Origin of the sequence: Flagellimonas sp. HMM57, assembly GCF_021390175.1 — a bacterium.
Lineage (GTDB): Bacteria > Bacteroidota > Bacteroidia > Flavobacteriales > Flavobacteriaceae > Flagellimonas.
On record NZ_CP090004.1, the window covers coordinates 1,225,039 to 1,244,826 of the forward strand.

General features: G+C 48.6%; 9 protein-coding genes. 7 read left to right on the forward strand and 2 right to left on the reverse strand.

Annotated elements, in window-relative coordinates:
* Positions 1-236 precede the first annotated feature (236 nt).
* From LV716_RS05480 to LV716_RS05510, 7 genes are all read left to right on the forward strand, one after another.
* Complete coding sequence (locus LV716_RS05480) at positions 237-13,199, forward strand: T9SS type B sorting domain-containing protein (RefSeq protein ID WP_233759237.1); 12,963 nt, start codon at positions 237-239, stop codon at positions 13,197-13,199.
* A 3-nt stretch (positions 13,200-13,202) separates the two neighbouring features.
* Entirely contained in the window at positions 13,203-14,162 is a 960-nt protein-coding gene (locus tag LV716_RS05485) for a type IX secretion system membrane protein PorP/SprF (protein ID WP_163416752.1), read from the forward strand.
* A gap of 19 nt (positions 14,163-14,181) precedes the next feature.
* Complete coding sequence (locus LV716_RS05490) at positions 14,182-15,201, forward strand: hypothetical protein (RefSeq protein ID WP_163416753.1); 1,020 nt, start codon at positions 14,182-14,184, stop codon at positions 15,199-15,201.
* A 295-nt stretch (positions 15,202-15,496) separates the two neighbouring features.
* Positions 15,497-15,883 (forward strand): hypothetical protein, encoded by a 387-nt coding sequence (locus LV716_RS05495; protein ID WP_163416754.1) that lies wholly within the window; start codon positions 15,497-15,499, stop codon positions 15,881-15,883.
* 219 nt (positions 15,884-16,102) lie between these two features.
* Positions 16,103-16,768 (forward strand): hypothetical protein, encoded by a 666-nt coding sequence (locus LV716_RS05500; RefSeq protein ID WP_163416755.1) that lies wholly within the window; start codon positions 16,103-16,105, stop codon positions 16,766-16,768.
* A gap of 775 nt (positions 16,769-17,543) precedes the next feature.
* On the forward strand, positions 17,544-18,083 hold the full coding sequence (locus LV716_RS05505; protein ID WP_163416756.1) for a sensor histidine kinase: 540 nt from the start codon (positions 17,544-17,546) through the stop codon (positions 18,081-18,083).
* A 10-nt stretch (positions 18,084-18,093) separates the two neighbouring features.
* Positions 18,094-18,846 carry a LytTR family DNA-binding domain-containing protein gene (locus LV716_RS05510; RefSeq protein ID WP_163416757.1) on the forward strand — a complete coding sequence of 251 codons (753 nt, stop codon included), beginning with the start codon at positions 18,094-18,096 and terminating at the stop codon, positions 18,844-18,846.
* Between the two features lie 65 nt (positions 18,847-18,911).
* On the opposite strand, the gene LV716_RS05515 is transcribed toward LV716_RS05510, so the two are convergent.
* Positions 18,912-19,073: a hypothetical protein gene (locus LV716_RS05515; protein ID WP_163416758.1), complete on the reverse strand. Its 162-nt coding sequence runs from the start codon at positions 19,071-19,073 to the stop codon at positions 18,912-18,914.
* Complete coding sequence (locus LV716_RS05520; protein ID WP_233759238.1) at positions 19,066-19,779, reverse strand: hypothetical protein; 714 nt, start codon at positions 19,777-19,779, stop codon at positions 19,066-19,068. Before LV716_RS05520 ends, LV716_RS05515 begins: the two co-directional genes overlap by 8 nt.
* Positions 19,780-19,788 lie beyond the last annotated feature (9 nt).

Here is a 19,788-nt window from a genome sequence, read left to right on the forward strand (position 1 = left end):
ACAATTATATTAAATACGCCTTGCTTTAGAAGAATAATACTGTTAATAATACTAAGTATCCATAGAATCAAATGAATTGAAATTGTACAACCATGAATTCATTTACCCCATCCATCAATTGAAACAGGCTGTTCGTTGATCAATGAACTTGGGTTCAACAACTTATCCTTTACTTTATTATACCAAATCTATTTCTTGCCCCTAACCTCCAAGAAATCACAATAAACTTGACCGATATGATTAGATCTTTACATTTTTTGCCCAATAGACCAAAAACTGAAAAATCTTTTTCAGTCAAAGAATTTACCCGGTTTCACCAATCCGTACTTATTATGTTGTCTGTCCTCATAGGACAAACAGCATTTGCACAGATTGAAGTAGATACCTGGTACACTGCGGATAGGGCCGTTAACACGGCCCCATTGCCCCCTGGCCAATTCTATCAATACACCCCATATGCCCCGGTTGATGGAACTCCCGTAACCACTTGGTACGATTTCGTTGATGGTGGACTCAGTTCTAATCAAAATGCGGTACAACATCCTGCGGACCCTTCACATTATCCCAATCCCTGGAATGCGCCCGTTAATCCCGGCTTTGAACATTCCTTTGGGCTTCCTACTTATCTACATCCCGCCGGTTCGGTGCCTGGCATACCTACTTTGCGAAGAAATAGTATGAATTTTAATCCCGCTCTCGAATTTGATGGAAGCGGTAACGGCGAAGCCTTACATACGCGCCCTGTCTCCAGAGAAGAGATAACTGTTTTTATTGTCTTCAAGGCCCAGGGTTCGGGGAATACCGCAAAGACCCAAAGGCTGCTCTATGGAGGGGATATAGAGGCCTATCATAGTTCTACCACCAATCTTTCACTGGGAGTTTCAAATGGGAATCGATTTTCAGTGGGCAGGACCTGGAACGGGGGTTCCTTTTTTCAAAGTGGCGGCATAGATCTTATCGATCGTCCAACCGTTGGTGTGTTCATTAGAGATGTTGTGGAACCCATTGGAAGCCAACAAGAAGTTCTGGCAACAAGGGTAAATGGGCTACAGGATATCTTAGAAATACGAAATCATAGCCTTGCAGAAAATGACCTCTATTTATTCAGCCGCCTTGGAAAACACTTTAATAGTGGCGGTGGCGATTCCGATAGTAATCTAACAGGCAGCATAGCAGAAGTTTTGATCGCGGATGGAGCACTCGATGTTAACTCCGTACAACGTGCAGAAAGCTATTTGGCCATAAAATATGGCATTACCCTCAATACAACTTCATTGGGAAGCACCTTTGGGAATCAAGGATACCAATACCTCGCTGCAGATGGAACCGTAATCTGGGATCCCGCTATAGATCCTGTATACCGGTTTGACATAGCAGGATTGGCCAGGGATAGATACCGGGATAACACTGGTGTTTACCCAGATTTACGATATAACCTACATCAACGTATTGCTAAAAGCGTAAATGACAATGCCTTGGTCACTATGTCTACAGACCCAAATTTCTCAGGTGACAACTTAGACCTAAGTAGACCCGAAATTCACAATACCTTTTCCGGCACTTCGTTGCACTCATACCTTCATAACTATTTGATATGGGCCAACGATCGTGCAAGTTTAAATTCAACTAACGTAGAGCTACCTGCTTCAGGTGACATTACTTTAAGAATTTCCCGAGAATGGAAAATTCAAAAAACAGTTTCTCCGGGGGTCTTGCCAATTTCAGGGGTGAGCGTTCGGGTAGACCTTTCAGGTTCGGATATCTTAACCAATGATGCCTGTGGTATCCAACTCATGATAGATCGAGATGGAGATGGGAATTTCACGACTGGCATTATTGATTATGTAACGGCAACAGCTATAGTAGGTACCGATGCTTTTTTTGATAATGTTGATTTAGAACATTTGGACGTGTTCTCCATTGGTTTTGGGGACTTTACCGACCCAACGGCAAGTAATCCAAACCCCATAGATGTTTGTGGTACAGCACCAGCTCCAGACCCGTCCGTTGTCGACGATGAAGACGATAATTGTTCTGTGGACACCGTGGTCCACATCAGCGATGTGTCAGATGGTGGATTCAATCCTGAAATTATCACTCGTACCTATAGAATAACTGACACCTCTGGCAATTTTGTAGATGTAGTACAGACTATTAATATTTACCCCTCTCCCGATGCAGGGACCGACGCCAACATGACCATATGTGAGGGGGACATCCTAACCGCTGCGGACCTTTTCGCCCAGCTCGGCGGAACGCCCGATGCAGGGGGAAGCTGGAGCCCGGCACCCGCAGGGGCCGGGACCTACACCTATACCGTCACCGCAATCGCGCCGTGCACCACAGATGCAACGGCTCAGGTGACCGTAAACGAACAGCAACGGCCCGATGCAGGGACCGACGCCAACATGGCCATATGTGAGGGCGATACCGTGAGCGATGCGGACCTCTTCGCTCAGCTCGGCGGAACGCCCGACGCAGGGGGGAGCTGGAATCCGGCACCCGCAGGGCCAGGGGTCTACACCTATACCGTCACCGCAATCGCGCCATGCACCACAGATGCAACGGCTCAGGTGACCGTAAACGAACAGCAACGGCCCGATGCAGGGACCGACGGAAGCCTCACCATATGTGAGGGGGACATCCTAACCGCTGCGGACCTCTTCGCTCAGCTCGGCGGAACACCGGACGTAGGCGGAAGCTGGAACCCGGCACCCGCAGGGGCAGGATTATACACCTATACCGTCACCGCAATCGCGCCGTGCACCACAGATGCAACGGCTCAGGTGACCGTAAACGAACAGCAACGGCCCGACGCAGGGACCGACGCCAACATGACCATATGTGAGGGGGACATCCTAACCGCTGCGGACCTTTTCGCCCAGCTCGGGGGAACACCCGATGCCGGGGGAAGCTGGAGCCCCGCACCCGTAGGGGCAGGGATCTACACCTATACCGTCACCGCAATCGCGCCGTGCACCACAGATGCAACGGCTCAGGTGACCGTAAACGAACAGCAACGGCCCGACGCAGGGACCGACGGAAGCCTCACCATATGTGAGGGCGATACCCTGACCGCTGCGGACCTTTTCGTACAGCTCGGGGGAACACCGGACGTAGGCGGAAGCTGGAGCCCGGCACCCGCAGGGGCCGGGACCTACACCTATACCGTCGGCGCAACGGCACCATGCACCACCGACGCAACAGCTCAGGTGACCGTAACCGAACAGCAACGGCCCGATGCCGATGCCGGGGCGGACGACGCGATATGCGGTGCAGTGAACTATACCGTTACAGGTGCTTCGGCATCAGGTTTCGATAGCCTGCTCTGGACCCACAACGGGAACGGTAACTTCACCGACGCCACCGTCATGAACGCGGAGTACGTGCCCGATGCGTCCGATGTCGGAACGACGGTAACCCTGACCCTCACCTCAAGCAGTTCCGGCGTGTGCCCTGACGATATCGATGCGATGGACCTGAACATAGGTACGATTCCACAAATCGTTATGGTCTCCTCTTCGGATCCTTTGGCTTGTGGGGGAAATGGTACGATAGAACTTACATTTTCGAACGTTCCCGATGGAAACTATGATATCGTATATGATGCCGGGACCTTTATCGGGGTTTCTGTTTCGGCGGGAGAGGCCACCATTGGCGCACCGCAAGGAATATACGACAACATTCGAATAACCGTCAACGGATGTACTTCCACCGATGACCCCGACACCACCCTCACCGATCCAGGGGACCCCACCCCGGATGCGGGCACGGGGGGAGATGTCTGCGATATCGCAAACGCCTTCCCAACCAACGCCCTTGTGGCGATAGGAACGGGCACATGGACGAACCAGACGCCCCTTGTGGGCACCGCGACGTTCGCAGACCCCAACGACGAGACCACCGATATAACAGTGGACGCATACGGAAGCTATACCTTCCGGTGGACCGATGCGAACGGATCGTGCTCAGGGTTCGACGAGATAACTGTCAACTTCTTCGAAGAGCCCACGAACGCAGATGCCGGCCCGGACATCCCACAGTGCGGCACGCCCGACTTCACCATGGCGGCCAACTCACCGGCAGTGGGCACCGGTACATGGACGCAGACAGCGGGCCCTGCGCTAACCATAGTCAGTGCCAACGACCCGACCAGCGGTGTCAACGGACTTCCCGCAGGGAGTTCCGCAACGCTCAGGTGGACCATCGCCAACGGATCCTGTACCGAATCCTTCGATGAGGTTGTGATAACAAATGACCAACAGCCCATAGTCGATGCCGGGGCGGACGACGCGATATGCGATGCCATGCCATATACAGTTGCAGGTGCTTCGGCATCAGGTTTCGACAGCCTGCTCTGGACCCACAACGGGAACGGAAATTTCACCGACGCCACCGTCGTGAACGCGGAGTACGTACCCGATGCATCCGATGTCGGAACGACGGTGACCCTGACCCTCACCGCAAGCAGTTCCGGCATATGCCCTGACAATATCGATGCGATGGACTTGACCGTAACCGAACAGCCCGACGCAGGGACCGACGCCAACATGGCCATATGCGAGGGCGGTACCGTAACGGCAGCTCAGCTATTCGCACAGCTCGGCGGAACGCCCGACGCAGGGGGAAGCTGGAATCCGGCACCCGCAGGGCCAGGGGTCTACACCTATACCGTCAACGCAATCGCGCCATGCACCACAGATGCGACCGCACAGGTCACCGTAACCGAACAGCAACGGCCCGATGCAGGGACCGACGCCAACATGGCCATATGCGAGGGCGATACCGTGAGCGCAGCTCAGCTATTCGCACAGCTCGGGGGGACGCCAGATATCGGGGGGTCATGGAACCCAGCACCTGCAGGGGCCGGGGTATACACCTACACCGTCAACGCAACAGCACCCTGCACCACCGACGCAACAGCACAGGTAACCGTAACAGAACTGCAAGTACCGCTAGCACCGACCATCAACGTAACGCCAGAGGACTGCGCAGGGGACGCCACCAACACCGTGACCAACTATGACCCCAACCTGACCTATACCTCCAACCCGGCAGGGCTGAGCGTGGGCGCAGGAGGGAACATCACAGGGGGCAACGACGGGGTCAACTACACCATCACAGCGGAGAACTCCGACGGATGCACACAAGATTCAGCGCCATTCGCATTCGACGCAGGAACACAGCTGCAAGTACCGCTAGCACCGACCATCAACGTAACGCCAGAGGACTGCGCAGGGGACGCCACCAACACCGTGACCAACTATGACCCCAACCTGACCTATACCTCCAACCCGGCAGGGCTGAGCGTGGGCGCAGGAGGGAACATCACAGGGGGCAACGACGGGGTCAACTACACCATCACAGCGGAGAACTCCGACGGATGCACACAAGATTCAGCGCCATTCGCATTCGACGCAGGAACACAGCTGCAAGTACCGCTAGCACCGACCATCAACGTAACGCCAGAGGACTGCGCAGGGGACGCCACCAACACCGTGACCAACTATGACCCCAACCTGACCTATACCTCCAACCCGGCAGGGCTGAGCGTGGGCGCAGGAGGGAACATCACAGGGGGCAACGACGGGGTCAACTACACCATCACAGCGGAGAACTCCGACGGATGCACACAAGATTCAGCGCCATTCGCATTCGACGCAGGAACACAGCTGCAAGTACCGCTAGCACCGACCATCAACGTAACGCCAGAGGACTGCGCAGGGGACGCCACCAACACCGTGACCAACTATGACCCCAACCTGACCTATACCTCCAACCCGGCAGGGCTGAGCGTGGGCGCAGGAGGGAACATCACAGGGGGCAACGACGGGGTCAACTACACCATCACAGCGGAGAACTCCGACGGATGCACACAAGATTCAGCGCCATTCGCATTCGACGCAGGAACACAGCTGCAAGTACCGCTAGCACCGACCATCAACGTAACGCCAGAGGACTGCGCAGGGGACGCCACCAACACCGTGACCAACTATGACCCCAACCTGACCTATACCTCCAACCCGGCAGGGCTGAGCGTGGGCGCAGGAGGGAACATCACAGGGGGCAACGACGGGGTCAACTACACCATCACAGCGGAGAACTCCGACGGATGCACACAAGATTCAGCGCCATTCGCATTCGACGCAGGAACACAGCTGCAAGTACCGCTAGCACCGACCATCAACGTAACGCCAGAGGACTGCGCAGGGGACGCCACCAACACCGTGACCAACTATGACCCCAACCTGACCTATACCTCCAACCCGGCAGGGCTGAGCGTGGGCGCAGGAGGGAACATCACAGGGGGCAACGACGGGGTCAACTACACCATCACAGCGGAGAACTCCGACGGATGCACACAAGATTCAGCGCCATTCGCATTCGACGCAGGAACACAGCTGCAAGTACCGCTAGCACCGACCATCAACGTAACGCCAGAGGACTGCGCAGGGGACGCCACCAACACCGTGACCAACTATGACCCCAACCTGACCTATACCTCCAACCCGGCAGGGCTGAGCGTGGGCGCAGGAGGGAACATCACAGGGGGCAACGACGGGGTCAACTACACCATCACAGCGGAGAACTCCGACGGATGCACACAAGATTCAGCGCCATTCGCATTCGACGCAGGAACACAGCTGCAAGTACCGCTAGCACCGACCATCAACGTAACGCCAGAGGACTGCGCAGGGGACGCCACCAACACCGTGACCAACTATGACCCCAACCTGACCTATACCTCCAACCCGGCAGGGCTGAGCGTGGGCGCAGGAGGGAACATCACAGGGGGCAACGACGGGGTCAACTACACCATCACAGCGGAGAACTCCGACGGATGCACACAAGATTCAGCGCCATTCGCATTCGACGCAGGAACACAGCTGCAAGTACCGCTAGCACCGACCATCAACGTAACGCCAGAGGACTGCGCAGGGGACGCCACCAACACCGTGACCAACTATGACCCCAACCTGACCTATACCTCCAACCCGGCAGGGCTGAGCGTGGGCGCAGGAGGGAACATCACAGGGGGCAACGACGGGGTCAACTACACCATCACAGCGGAGAACTCCGACGGATGCACACAAGATTCAGCGCCATTCGCATTCGACGCAGGAACACAGCTGCAAGTACCGCTAGCACCGACCATCAACGTAACGCCAGAGGACTGCGCAGGGGACGCCACCAACACCGTGACCAACTATGACCCCAACCTGACCTATACCTCCAACCCGGCAGGGCTGAGCGTGGGCGCAGGAGGGAACATCACAGGGGGCAACGACGGGGTCAACTACACCATCACAGCGGAGAACTCCGACGGATGCACACAAGATTCAGCGCCATTCGCATTCGACGCAGGAACACAGCTGCAAGTACCGCTAGCACCGACCATCAACGTAACGCCAGAGGACTGCGCAGGGGACGCCACCAACACCGTGACCAACTATGACCCCAACCTGACCTATACCTCCAACCCGGCAGGGCTGAGCGTGGGCGCAGGAGGGAACATCACAGGGGGCAACGACGGGGTCAACTACACCATCACAGCGGAGAACTCCGACGGATGCACACAAGATTCAGCGCCATTCGCATTCGACGCAGGAACACAGCTGCAAGTACCGCTAGCACCGACCATCAACGTAACGCCAGAGGACTGCGCAGGGGACGCCACCAACACCGTGACCAACTATGACCCCAACCTGACCTATACCTCCAACCCGGCAGGGCTGAGCGTGGGCGCAGGAGGGAACATCACAGGGGGCAACGACGGGGTCAACTACACCATCACAGCGGAGAACTCCGACGGATGCACACAAGATTCAGCGCCATTCGCATTCGACGCAGGAACACAGCTGCAAGTACCGCTAGCACCGACCATCAACGTAACGCCAGAGGACTGCGCAGGGGACGCCACCAACACCGTGACCAACTATGACCCCAACCTGACCTATACCTCCAACCCGGCAGGGCTGAGCGTGGGCGCAGGAGGGAACATCACAGGGGGCAACGACGGGGTCAACTACACCATCACAGCGGAGAACTCCGACGGATGCACACAAGATTCAGCGCCATTCGCATTCGACGCAGGAACACAGCTGCAAGTACCGCTAGCACCGACCATCAACGTAACGCCAGAGGACTGCGCAGGGGACGCCACCAACACCGTGACCAACTATGACCCCAACCTGACCTATACCTCCAACCCGGCAGGGCTGAGCGTGGGCGCAGGAGGGAACATCACAGGGGGCAACGACGGGGTCAACTACACCATCACAGCGGAGAACTCCGACGGATGCACACAAGATTCAGCGCCATTCGCATTCGACGCAGGAACACAGCTGCAAGTACCGCTAGCACCGACCATCAACGTAACGCCAGAGGACTGCGCAGGGGACGCCACCAACACCGTGACCAACTATGACCCCAACCTGACCTATACCTCCAACCCGGCAGGGCTGAGCGTGGGCGCAGGAGGGAACATCACAGGGGGCAACGACGGGGTCAACTACACCATCACAGCGGAGAACTCCGACGGATGCACACAAGATTCAGCGCCATTCGCATTCGACGCAGGAACACAGCTGCAAGTACCGCTAGCACCGACCATCAACGTAACGCCAGAGGACTGCGCAGGGGACGCCACCAACACCGTGACCAACTATGACCCCAACCTGACCTATACCTCCAACCCGGCAGGGCTGAGCGTGGGCGCAGGAGGGAACATCACAGGGGGCAACGACGGGGTCAACTACACCATCACAGCGGAGAACTCCGACGGATGCACACAAGATTCAGCGCCATTCGCATTCGACGCAGGAACACAGCTGCAAGTACCGCTAGCACCGACCATCAACGTAACGCCAGAGGACTGCGCAGGGGACGCCACCAACACCGTGACCAACTATGACCCCAACCTGACCTATACCTCCAACCCGGCAGGGCTGAGCGTGGGCGCAGGAGGGAACATCACAGGGGGCAACGACGGGGTCAACTACACCATCACAGCGGAGAACTCCGACGGATGCACACAAGATTCAGCGCCATTCGCATTCGACGCAGGAACACAGCTGCAAGTACCGCTAGCACCGACCATCAACGTAACGCCAGAGGACTGCGCAGGGGACGCCACCAACACCGTGACCAACTATGACCCCAACCTGACCTATACCTCCAACCCGGCAGGGCTGAGCGTGGGCGCAGGAGGGAACATCACAGGGGGCAACGACGGGGTCAACTACACCATCACAGCGGAGAACTCCGACGGATGCACACAAGATTCAGCGCCATTCGCATTCGACGCAGGAACACAGCTGCAAGTACCGCTAGCACCGACCATCAACGTAACGCCAGAGGACTGCGCAGGGGACGCCACCAACACCGTGACCAACTATGACCCCAACCTGACCTATACCTCCAACCCGGCAGGGCTGAGCGTGGGCGCAGGAGGGAACATCACAGGGGGCAACGACGGGGTCAACTACACCATCACAGCGGAGAACTCCGACGGATGCACACAAGATTCAGCGCCATTCGCATTCGACGCAGGAACACAGCTGCAAGTACCGCTAGCACCGACCATCAACGTAACGCCAGAGGACTGCGCAGGGGACGCCACCAACACCGTGACCAACTATGACCCCAACCTGACCTATACCTCCAACCCGGCAGGGCTGAGCGTGGGCGCAGGAGGGAACATCACAGGGGGCAACGACGGGGTCAACTACACCATCACAGCGGAGAACTCCGACGGATGCACACAAGATTCAGCGCCATTCGCATTCGACGCAGGAACACAGCTGCAAGTACCGCTAGCACCGACCATCAACGTAACGCCAGAGGACTGCGCAGGGGACGCCACCAACACCGTGACCAACTATGACCCCAACCTGACCTATACCTCCAACCCGGCAGGGCTGAGCGTGGGCGCAGGAGGGAACATCACAGGGGGCAACGACGGGGTCAACTACACCATCACAGCGGAGAACTCCGACGGATGCACACAAGATTCAGCGCCATTCGCATTCGACGCAGGAACACAGCTGCAAGTACCGCTAGCACCGACCATCAACGTAACGCCAGAGGACTGCGCAGGGGACGCCACCAACACCGTGACCAACTATGACCCCAACCTGACCTATACCTCCAACCCGGCAGGGCTGAGCGTGGGCGCAGGAGGGAACATCACAGGGGGCAACGACGGGGTCAACTACACCATCACAGCGGAGAACTCCGACGGATGCACACAAGATTCAGCGCCATTCGCATTCGACGCAGGAACACAGCTGCAAGTACCGCTAGCACCGACCATCAACGTAACGCCAGAGGACTGCGCAGGGGACGCCACCAACACCGTGACCAACTATGACCCCAACCTGACCTATACCTCCAACCCGGCAGGGCTGAGCGTGGGCGCAGGAGGGAACATCACAGGGGGCAACGACGGGGTCAACTACACCATCACAGCGGAGAACTCCGACGGATGCACACAAGATTCAGCGCCATTCGCATTCGACGCAGGAACACAGCTGCAAGTACCGCTAGCACCGACCATCAACGTAACGCCAGAGGACTGCGCAGGGGACGCCACCAACACCGTGACCAACTATGACCCCAACCTGACCTATACCTCCAACCCGGCAGGGCTGAGCGTGGGCGCAGGAGGGAACATCACAGGGGGCAACGACGGGGTCAACTACACCATCACAGCGGAGAACTCCGACGGATGCACACAAGATTCAGCGCCATTCGCATTCGACGCAGGAACACAGCTGCAAGTACCGCTAGCACCGACCATCAACGTAACGCCAGAGGACTGCGCAGGGGACGCCACCAACACCGTGACCAACTATGACCCCAACCTGACCTATACCTCCAACCCGGCAGGGCTGAGCGTGGGCGCAGGAGGGAACATCACAGGGGGCAACGACGGGGTCAACTACACCATCACAGCGGAGAACTCCGACGGATGCACACAAGATTCAGCGCCATTCGCATTCGACGCAGGAACACAGCTGCAAGTACCGCTAGCACCGACCATCAACGTAACGCCAGAGGACTGCGCAGGGGACGCCACCAACACCGTGACCAACTATGACCCCAACCTGACCTATACCTCCAACCCGGCAGGGCTGAGCGTGGGCGCAGGAGGGAACATCACAGGGGGCAACGACGGGGTCAACTACACCATCACAGCGGAGAACTCCGACGGATGCACACAAGATTCAGCGCCATTCGCATTCGACGCAGGAACACAGCTGCAAGTACCGCTAGCACCGACCATCAACGTAACGCCAGAGGACTGCGCAGGGGACGCCACCAACACCGTGACCAACTATGACCCCAACCTGACCTATACCTCCAACCCGGCAGGGCTGAGCGTGGGCGCAGGAGGGAACATCACAGGGGGCAACGACGGGGTCAACTACACCATCACAGCGGAGAACTCCGACGGATGCACACAAGATTCAGCGCCATTCGCATTCGACGCAGGAACACAGCTGCAAGTACCGCTAGCACCGACCATCAACGTAACGCCAGAGGACTGCGCAGGGGACGCCACCAACACCGTGACCAACTATGACCCCAACCTGACCTATACCTCCAACCCGGCAGGGCTGAGCGTGGGCGCAGGAGGGAACATCACAGGGGGCAACGACGGGGTCAACTACACCATCACAGCGGAGAACTCCGACGGATGCACACAAGATTCAGCGCCATTCGCATTCGACGCAGGAACACAGCTGCAAGTACCAGAGGCTGATGCAGGGCCCGAGGACGATCAAATTTGCGAAGGATCTACCTACGAACTCTCTACAGCTACAGCTTCTGTCGGGGCAATGCTCACCTGGATTACCACTGGAACAGGGACCTTCGACAACGACACGACACTAAATCCCACCTACAGTCCGTCCGAGGCCGACGAGACCGCAGGCAGCGTGACCCTCACTCTGACCGCCACAGCAGTCAACGGATGCAACGCATCGGATACCATAGTGCTCAACTTCATCGACACCCCATTAGCTGACAACCCATCTAATGTAACGGTATGCGACTCATATACACTACCAACACTGGTCAATGGAAGTTACTTCGATGCGCCGAACGGTGGAGGAAATGCTTTCAGTCCTGGAGACAATATCACCAGTTCGATGACGCTGTACGTTTTCAATGAAACCGGAACATCTCCCAACTGTATAGCAGAGAACTCCTTTGATGTCATCATCAACAACTTATCAATAAGTCTAAATACTCAAAACACATTGTGTTTGGACTCTGAAGATGGCTCAGTGGACGTTACAATTACCAATGGAGATGCACCCTATGCGGTACAACTGAATTCAGGTGCCGATATGATACTTCAAACAGATAGTTTTACGATAGATAATTTAGCACCCGGAAATTACAATCTGTCCGTAACATCCAACAATGGGTGTTCATCCGAATCGTCATTTGAGATTTTAATCACAGGACCTGATCTACGTGCTACTGTAGACACTGATCAATTTTGTAACGGCAATGCTCCATCCAACAGTACAGAAATCTTTTTGGTAGACCAAAGCATTTCTTCAGAGGTACTGTATGCGATAGATTCCACCAATCCGCAGGACTTTGTTCTGGGACCAGTCTTTAATGGTTTGGCACCGGGCACGCACTTCGCAGCTATTTTACACACTGATGGTTGTTTAAGTACAGTTCCCTTTGAGATTGATGAAATCGATTCGTTGGAAATGGTGGTAGTGAAGAACAATGAAGCTGAAATTGAAATTAATGCATCTGGTGGCCTACCTCCATATACTTACTTCTTGAATGACAATCCTGGAACTTCCCAAAATACGTTCACGGTACTGGAAAGTGGAAACTACGTAGTCCGCGTGGTTGACAGTCTTGGTTGTGAGGTGTTTGATACTACATCTGTGAATTTAGTAGATATTGAAATTCCTAATTTCTTTACCCCAAACCACGATGGACAAAATGATTTCTGGGGACCAAGAAACATAGAAAGCCTACCTAATATAGAAACCTACGTTTTTGACAGGTATGGTAGAAAAATAAAAATCATGGGGCAATCCAACAACGGTTGGGACGGTACCTACGAATCTAATCTAATGCCTTCTGGTGACTATTGGTATACCATACGGTTGAACGATGGTACTGGACGTGAGTTTGTTGGAAACTTTACCCTTTACAGATAAAATATGTTAAGATATAATTTAATTAAAATTGCAAGTCTAATAGTGTTATTGAATTTTCTACCTTTAAAAGGACAGGAACTTACGGTACCACAACTTTCACAATATCTCTCCGATAATCCTTTTCTTATGTCTCCTGCCTATGCTGGCATTGGAAATTATGTGAAGGTAAGAATGGCTGGGCTTACGCAATGGGTTGGCATAGAAGATGCCCCAAATACTCAGTCCCTATCCGCTGATGTTCGATTGGGAAATAGGTCTGGTGTTGGTTTTGTGCTATATAATGATTCCAATGGCGAAACAAAGCAAAGAGGTGCAAAAATATCATTTGCGCACCATTTGACCATTGATAAATATGAAGATCAATATTTCTCTTTCGCGCTATCCTTTAATCTAAATCAATTTAGGATAGACATTGAGAACTTTGACCCAAACAATGATCTTGGAATAACTGATGATAGATCATCGAGCAATCCCAATTTTGATATAGGAACATTATACAGAAATGGCGGTTTTTATGCAAGCTTCAATATTGGCAATATTTTAAATAAGGATTTTCAAAAATTCAACCAACTTTTTGAACCCAATGTCTTAAGAAATTATCAACTCTATTCTGGTTATAAGCATAGAAAGAATAGGCGTTCTGACTTTGAAATAGAGCCATCTATTTTCTTACAATATTTTGAGAACGATGGACGTTCCGTCACGGACCTGAACACCAAATTCAAATGGTATGACTTTATAAATTATTACTATGCAGGTATTACTTATCGATTTTTAAATGATCAGTTGGGAAAACCCCTTTATGTTGGACCGATGATGGGACTGAAAAAAGGGGATTTTTACTTTGGATATTCTTATCAGGTAATCATGAACGAAATATTGGGTTATTCCAGTGGCACGCATGTCGTTACGGTTGGGATAGATCTTTTTCAAGGCATCTCCAATTGTACATGTACATATTGAACTTAAAAAACTAATGAAAATGAAATCAATTCTAAAAGCAATCGGTTCTTTAAAGCTACTTATCTTATTTTTTCTTGTCCTCTTCTATTCATCTTGTGGAGACGGAAACGACGATGGCTTATTTGGCTTAACACAAAAACAAAGTGAAATTTCTATATCTTCAGGTACTACCGATACAATCTTATATGCCATAGTGGACAACACTAGGATTCCTGTTTATCTATCTTTTCCAGAAGGGTGCGATATTCAAAATTACCCTGCTGTAGTAGTGATGCATGGCTCTGACGGAATGTGGAAAAATCATGACCCAGAAAGCAAAGCAATGTCTGGACAAAATAATGAATGGCGAAAAATATTTGATGATAACTGTATCATCGGGGCTTTTGTCGACAGTTATTCTACAAGAGGGGTAACGACAAGAATTGGAAAATGGACCACAGCCCCAGATAATTTCAAAATTAGTTCGCAGTTTGTTCGTCCAAGGGATGCAAATGCTACGTTATCACTATTAAGAGGTCTAACCTTTGGTGATGGCAGAAGTATAGTAAGGCCAAAAGACATTGGTATTCTTGGCTTTTCAGATGGCGCTACTACTGTTGCTTCAACCTTATATGATTCGAATGCTACTCCATCCGATTGGGTATGGAAACAAAAGTTTGATGGTAAAGAGTATAATACCTCTTCTGGAGTAAAAGCACCTCCAAAAATTCCAACTGATGGTGGTTTTGCTGGTGGTGTCTTTTATTATGGCGGTTCTGGCGGCTTTGATTACTGGGGAAGTCATGCTTGTGGCACCAATGGTTTGGAAGGTAATGTATATGTTTCCTATGCTCCTATACTATACCAACTTCCTGCCAATGGATATCTCACGGAAAATAGTCTATGCTTGGTTGATCTTCTCAAAAAAAAGAGTAACAACGTGGAACTAAATGTATATGCCAATGTTGGTCACGGTTTTGATTTTGATGACAACGTACAAAGTATTATTGCAAGGAAAAATACTATTAACTGGTTTAAAAAGATATTGAATATGAATTAGACACTTTAAGTACCATATACCAAAACCTCCCGTTCAATTGCTCGATTTGTATAATTTTCCAATTTAACCTCTTCCCATGAAGGCTTTCAACCTTTCTTCATATTTACAAGTCCCGGTTTTGACCAATAACCAAGTTAATTGAATTATTAATTACGTCTTTTTTGATATGATTTTAAATACTGTTGAGATTATATCAAAAGAGAAGAAATCATCCTCAAAAAATAAAATCAATAAAGTTGGTTCATAAAAGAACCAGAATTAGAACAAACCCAAATAGAAAATAAATTTGACCGAAATGAAAAAAGACTTTCTTGAAAAATGGATTCTTGATTTAATCAAGCTAGAGTATGAACTGGGGAATATTCCCAAACGTGCAACGTATAAATTAAAAGAACGCATGGACAACTTTATAGAGGTTACGCTAATATGGTTGAACAAGGAAAACGTTGAGTACAAAATAATATATAGTGCAAGAGCTTATGGAAAAAAAAGCATTGCGGTAAGTTGTGAAACCATAAACGAATCTCTGTTTGATATGGAGAGTTATTATACTCTTGAAATTCACAAATATGTAAATAATATCAAGAGGAGCTATAGTACTAGAAAAATTGTGGATTATGATGTTATGAACGTGGTTGGTGAATTACAAAAATTGGACGAAACCAGAGGTTTAGATTTATAGTTTCTTTTTTATCTGTTTTTAATTGCAAGGTCATAGACAAAATGCCTGTTTTGATTTTTAATTCCTTTCATCCGATAAATCTGCATTTTGTCTATATGGCCTCATTCGTCAATTAAGAAGGCCCATCCATATATTTCACCCCTGTAAAACTTACATAAAGTTGTTCCTTAGTGTAAAGTTTTAAAAGTTCCCAGATTTTTAATTTAATACCTTTTCATTATGCATCTATTAACCATTATATGGACATTGACCTGTGCCGCCATAATTGTAGGATACCCGATTTATCTCTATCGAAAATCTTTATCGTTGATGGCTTTCAATAAAAAGAAGAACACCGTAGCTATGGCCTCAAGTACTGTTGAATTAGTATCATTTGATTTAAAAAACCAATCTCCTGGATGGTCTTTTAAGTTAGATGTACCTCAAATTACAGAGGAAGTCCTTTATAACAATCCTATTCTTTTTTATCTAGAATCCAATGACACTTGCCTTAAACTGCCTTTGAACAATGCCATTTTAGGTTATTCTGCATTTGTCTATAAAAATACCGGGAAAGTCTATGTAACTTTTAAATCCCTAGCAGATGGGGTGTCCAACTTTTATGTGCCAGCGTGGCATCTGCATAAATTGAAGATTTTAATCATAAAATCTCGGGATAAAAGAATTTATGGGGATTGGGGGGCCAAACCAGACAAGTCCGAAATTTTCAAAGGATTAAAAAAAGCAGGAATCAATATAAATGATTACGAAGAAACTTTAGGTTATTTCAGCAATATAGCTGCTATAGAATTTAAGGGTCATTTTTCAAATACCACCAATAGAAAACGCACTAACAGCTTGCCCTCCATACAAACACGCACCCAAAAACTGTCTTCTACAGGATAATCATAAAATATAGTACACTAAGATCAATTGGTCTATTGCGTTTAAACTGATTCTATTTTTCTATTGTAAAAATACTGTCTTCTGTCCCTTCTTGGAGTGTTGCAGACAAATTTTGAAGGTTAATTTCATAAACTCAAAACAGCTATTTTCTCAACCATGAATTCAAAAGCCCCATCGGTCAATTCATATGGGCACTATATCAAATGGGCACCTATTATTAGTTGCTATCACTTTAATTTTGAGTCTAGGTTGATAAGGTTAAGCAAATAAGTCAGATTGATTCATTTGGTATTAATCGAATTACATTTCACATAGTATGATAAACTCACCATTAGTAATTTTTATAGTAGGTTGTAAACGAGTATGGGGTTATGCTGCGTAGCAATCATTTAAAAATGAAAACGGTGAGTTTTTATTTCATACTACCGGAAAAAAGATTTGATTATCTGGATTGTTGACTTTTTTATTAAACAAAATCTATTTGAAAAATAACTCCTACAGAGACAAAATGCATTTCGCCATCTAATTGGATATCCTCCAATTATTAATCCTCTCCCCCATTTTGCAAAATGTCCAGTCTTAAATTCTCCTTTTAAAACAATAAAACACGATTCAATAATTGTATGTCCCAAACAATAAGCCTGTCTTTGATAGAAGAGCAATACCTTTTAATTATATAAGGCGCTTTTTTAAGAATCGGCACGAAAAACAATTACCCAACATTAGGAGCATATCATTAAAGGGAGTTGTGTATTAAAATCTGAACAACGACCGAATGTCGGCCCTAAAATACATTTCAAAATTTGGAAGCCTTACACGCAGCGTTCTGGAAAATTCTATTGAGACAAAAGTTTTGTTGAGAGATGAAATAAAATTATTAAATTCCTACTTAGAACTAGAATCACTTCGTTTTGACAATTTTTTCGAATATAAAATAAATGTTTCGGAGGATTTAGATACAAATACCACAGAAATTCCTTTCATGGTCATTCAACCCTTCATAGAAAATGCTATTATCCACGGTCTGAATAAAAAAAAGGAAGGTGATAAAAAACTTTTAATAAGTTTCAAGAAAAAAGGGGATGTTATTTTTTGTTTTATAGAGGATAATGGCATAGGCAGAATTGCATCAGAAAAGCTGAACAATACTTTAAAAAAGAAAAAGAAGTCAAGAGGTATAGAAATAACAGAGAAAAGACCGAATCTAATGGGTAAGCCCGACTCGCAAAAAAGTGTAATTGAGATTATAGATAAATATGACGATAACAACAAATCTACTGGCACCAGAGTTTCTATAAAGATTGGCCCATCATAAACCCGATGATATGATATTAAAAGTAGTTATTGTAGAAGATGAAAAACGAAGTAGAGACACATTAAAGACCCTTCTGGAAGAATTTTGTAAAGATGTGCAGGTCATAGCTACCGCAAGCAGTGTTTCTGAAGCCGTTAAGGTATTGTCCGTTTTTAGTCCAGACGTTGTTTTTCTGGATATTGAACTTCAGTCTGGAGTAGGCTTTGATATCTTGGAACAAATCAAAGACCCGGATTTTGAAATTATTTTTACTACCGCATTTGAAAAATATGCCATAAGGGCTATAAAATTCAGCTCATTGGATTATTTGTTAAAGCCCATTGACCTTGATGAATTGAAAGAAGCTGTTGAAAAAGCGAGAAGAAGAATGGACACCAATATATATAGGCAACAAATAGAAACCCTCATGCAAAGCATTGGAAATGACTCTTACAAGCAAGAAAAAATATGCCTCGCCACTACTTCTGGAATGGAGTTTATTGCTATTGAAGACGTTGTCCTTTGTAAAGCCGACGGTTCTTACACCTGTTTTGTCCTAAAAAATAAGAATACCCTTTTGGTGAGCAAACACTTAAAGGAGTATGAAATCTTATTGGCAGAACAACAATTTATGAGGGTTCATAATAGTTTTTTGATCAATTTAAAAGAAGTAAAGAAATACGTAAAATCAGATGGCGGATATATTATCATGAGCAATGATATGCATGTGAGTATTTCCCCCAGAAAAAAAGATGAACTTATTGAGTCAATGAAAAAATTGTAAGACGGATTACCTAATTGTAATAAATAACTGTCTCATGGTGCTGCCACGACGTTACGATACAAAAATTATTTGAGCTCTTGTTCTAATTGTAATACCGGCATCCAATAAAAGTTTATTACCGACCATTCATCCATCTCAACATTTTGCGAGCTTCTTACGTATACCGCCCCATTATCTGAAAATACATGTTTGGTCATTAAGCCTTTGTTCGTTGATTTATCATTCATTGCCCAAATGTTTTTTATATCGATTACGCCCCATATTGAAAATACCTACTTTGATTCCAAAGCCTGCAGAAAAACCGTTTATGTTCTTTATCTCATTGGGCTCTAGCTTTATTCTGCTCGAAAATCTGTAACGCATACCTACTTCTAACTGAACAAAACGGGAAAGATTGTATAGAAAGTTGACTCCCGGCTCAAAAACGAACACCTCATCCGAATCATCTTTATCCAAATCTATTTCAACATCCCCATTATCGTCTTCAACATAAACTACACCTCCTGCACCTATAAGTATAGGAAATGAAAGATTCGCTTTGGAACGACCCCATAAAATAGGTTCTATGTGGAGCCCACCATATGCCCCGGCAAAATCAAAAGTATCAAATGTATTTACCCTTATGTCCTGGTCAGAATAAAACCCGACTGCAGCAAAACCAACCTCAAATTGTCTATTGGCTACGTATGCCACCTTAAAAACACCATGATATGTGTTTTCCCCATCTATTTCACCAAAGTAGGTACCCAAACCAAGGTAAACTCCATGTACTACATTGTTTCTATCGTTAAATTCTATGTACGTGTTATCTTCTTGATTTTGACCCTGTGCAGCACAACTAAGGAGTGCTAAAAAGAGCAGTAATTTATATGGTTTCATTTTTATCATATAGGTTGTTGTACCAAAGACAACGGTTTTGTTAAAAGGTTGCATAAAAATCTA

Coding starts and splice junctions, on each gene's coding strand:
- LV716_RS05480 (WP_233759237.1), top strand. CDS start 237: ATGATTAGATCTTTACATTTTTTGCCCAATAGACCAAAAACTGAAAAA.
- LV716_RS05485 (WP_163416752.1), top strand. CDS start 13,203: ATGTTAAGATATAATTTAATTAAAATTGCAAGTCTAATAGTGTTATTG.
- LV716_RS05490 (WP_163416753.1), top strand. CDS start 14,182: ATGAAATCAATTCTAAAAGCAATCGGTTCTTTAAAGCTACTTATCTTA.
- LV716_RS05495 (WP_163416754.1), top strand. CDS start 15,497: ATGAAAAAAGACTTTCTTGAAAAATGGATTCTTGATTTAATCAAGCTA.
- LV716_RS05500 (WP_163416755.1), top strand. CDS start 16,103: ATGCATCTATTAACCATTATATGGACATTGACCTGTGCCGCCATAATT.
- LV716_RS05505 (WP_163416756.1), top strand. CDS start 17,544: ATGTCGGCCCTAAAATACATTTCAAAATTTGGAAGCCTTACACGCAGC.
- LV716_RS05510 (WP_163416757.1), top strand. CDS start 18,094: ATGATATTAAAAGTAGTTATTGTAGAAGATGAAAAACGAAGTAGAGAC.
- LV716_RS05515 (WP_163416758.1), bottom strand. CDS start 19,073: ATGAATGATAAATCAACGAACAAAGGCTTAATGACCAAACATGTATTT.
- LV716_RS05520 (WP_233759238.1), bottom strand. CDS start 19,779: ATGCAACCTTTTAACAAAACCGTTGTCTTTGGTACAACAACCTATATG.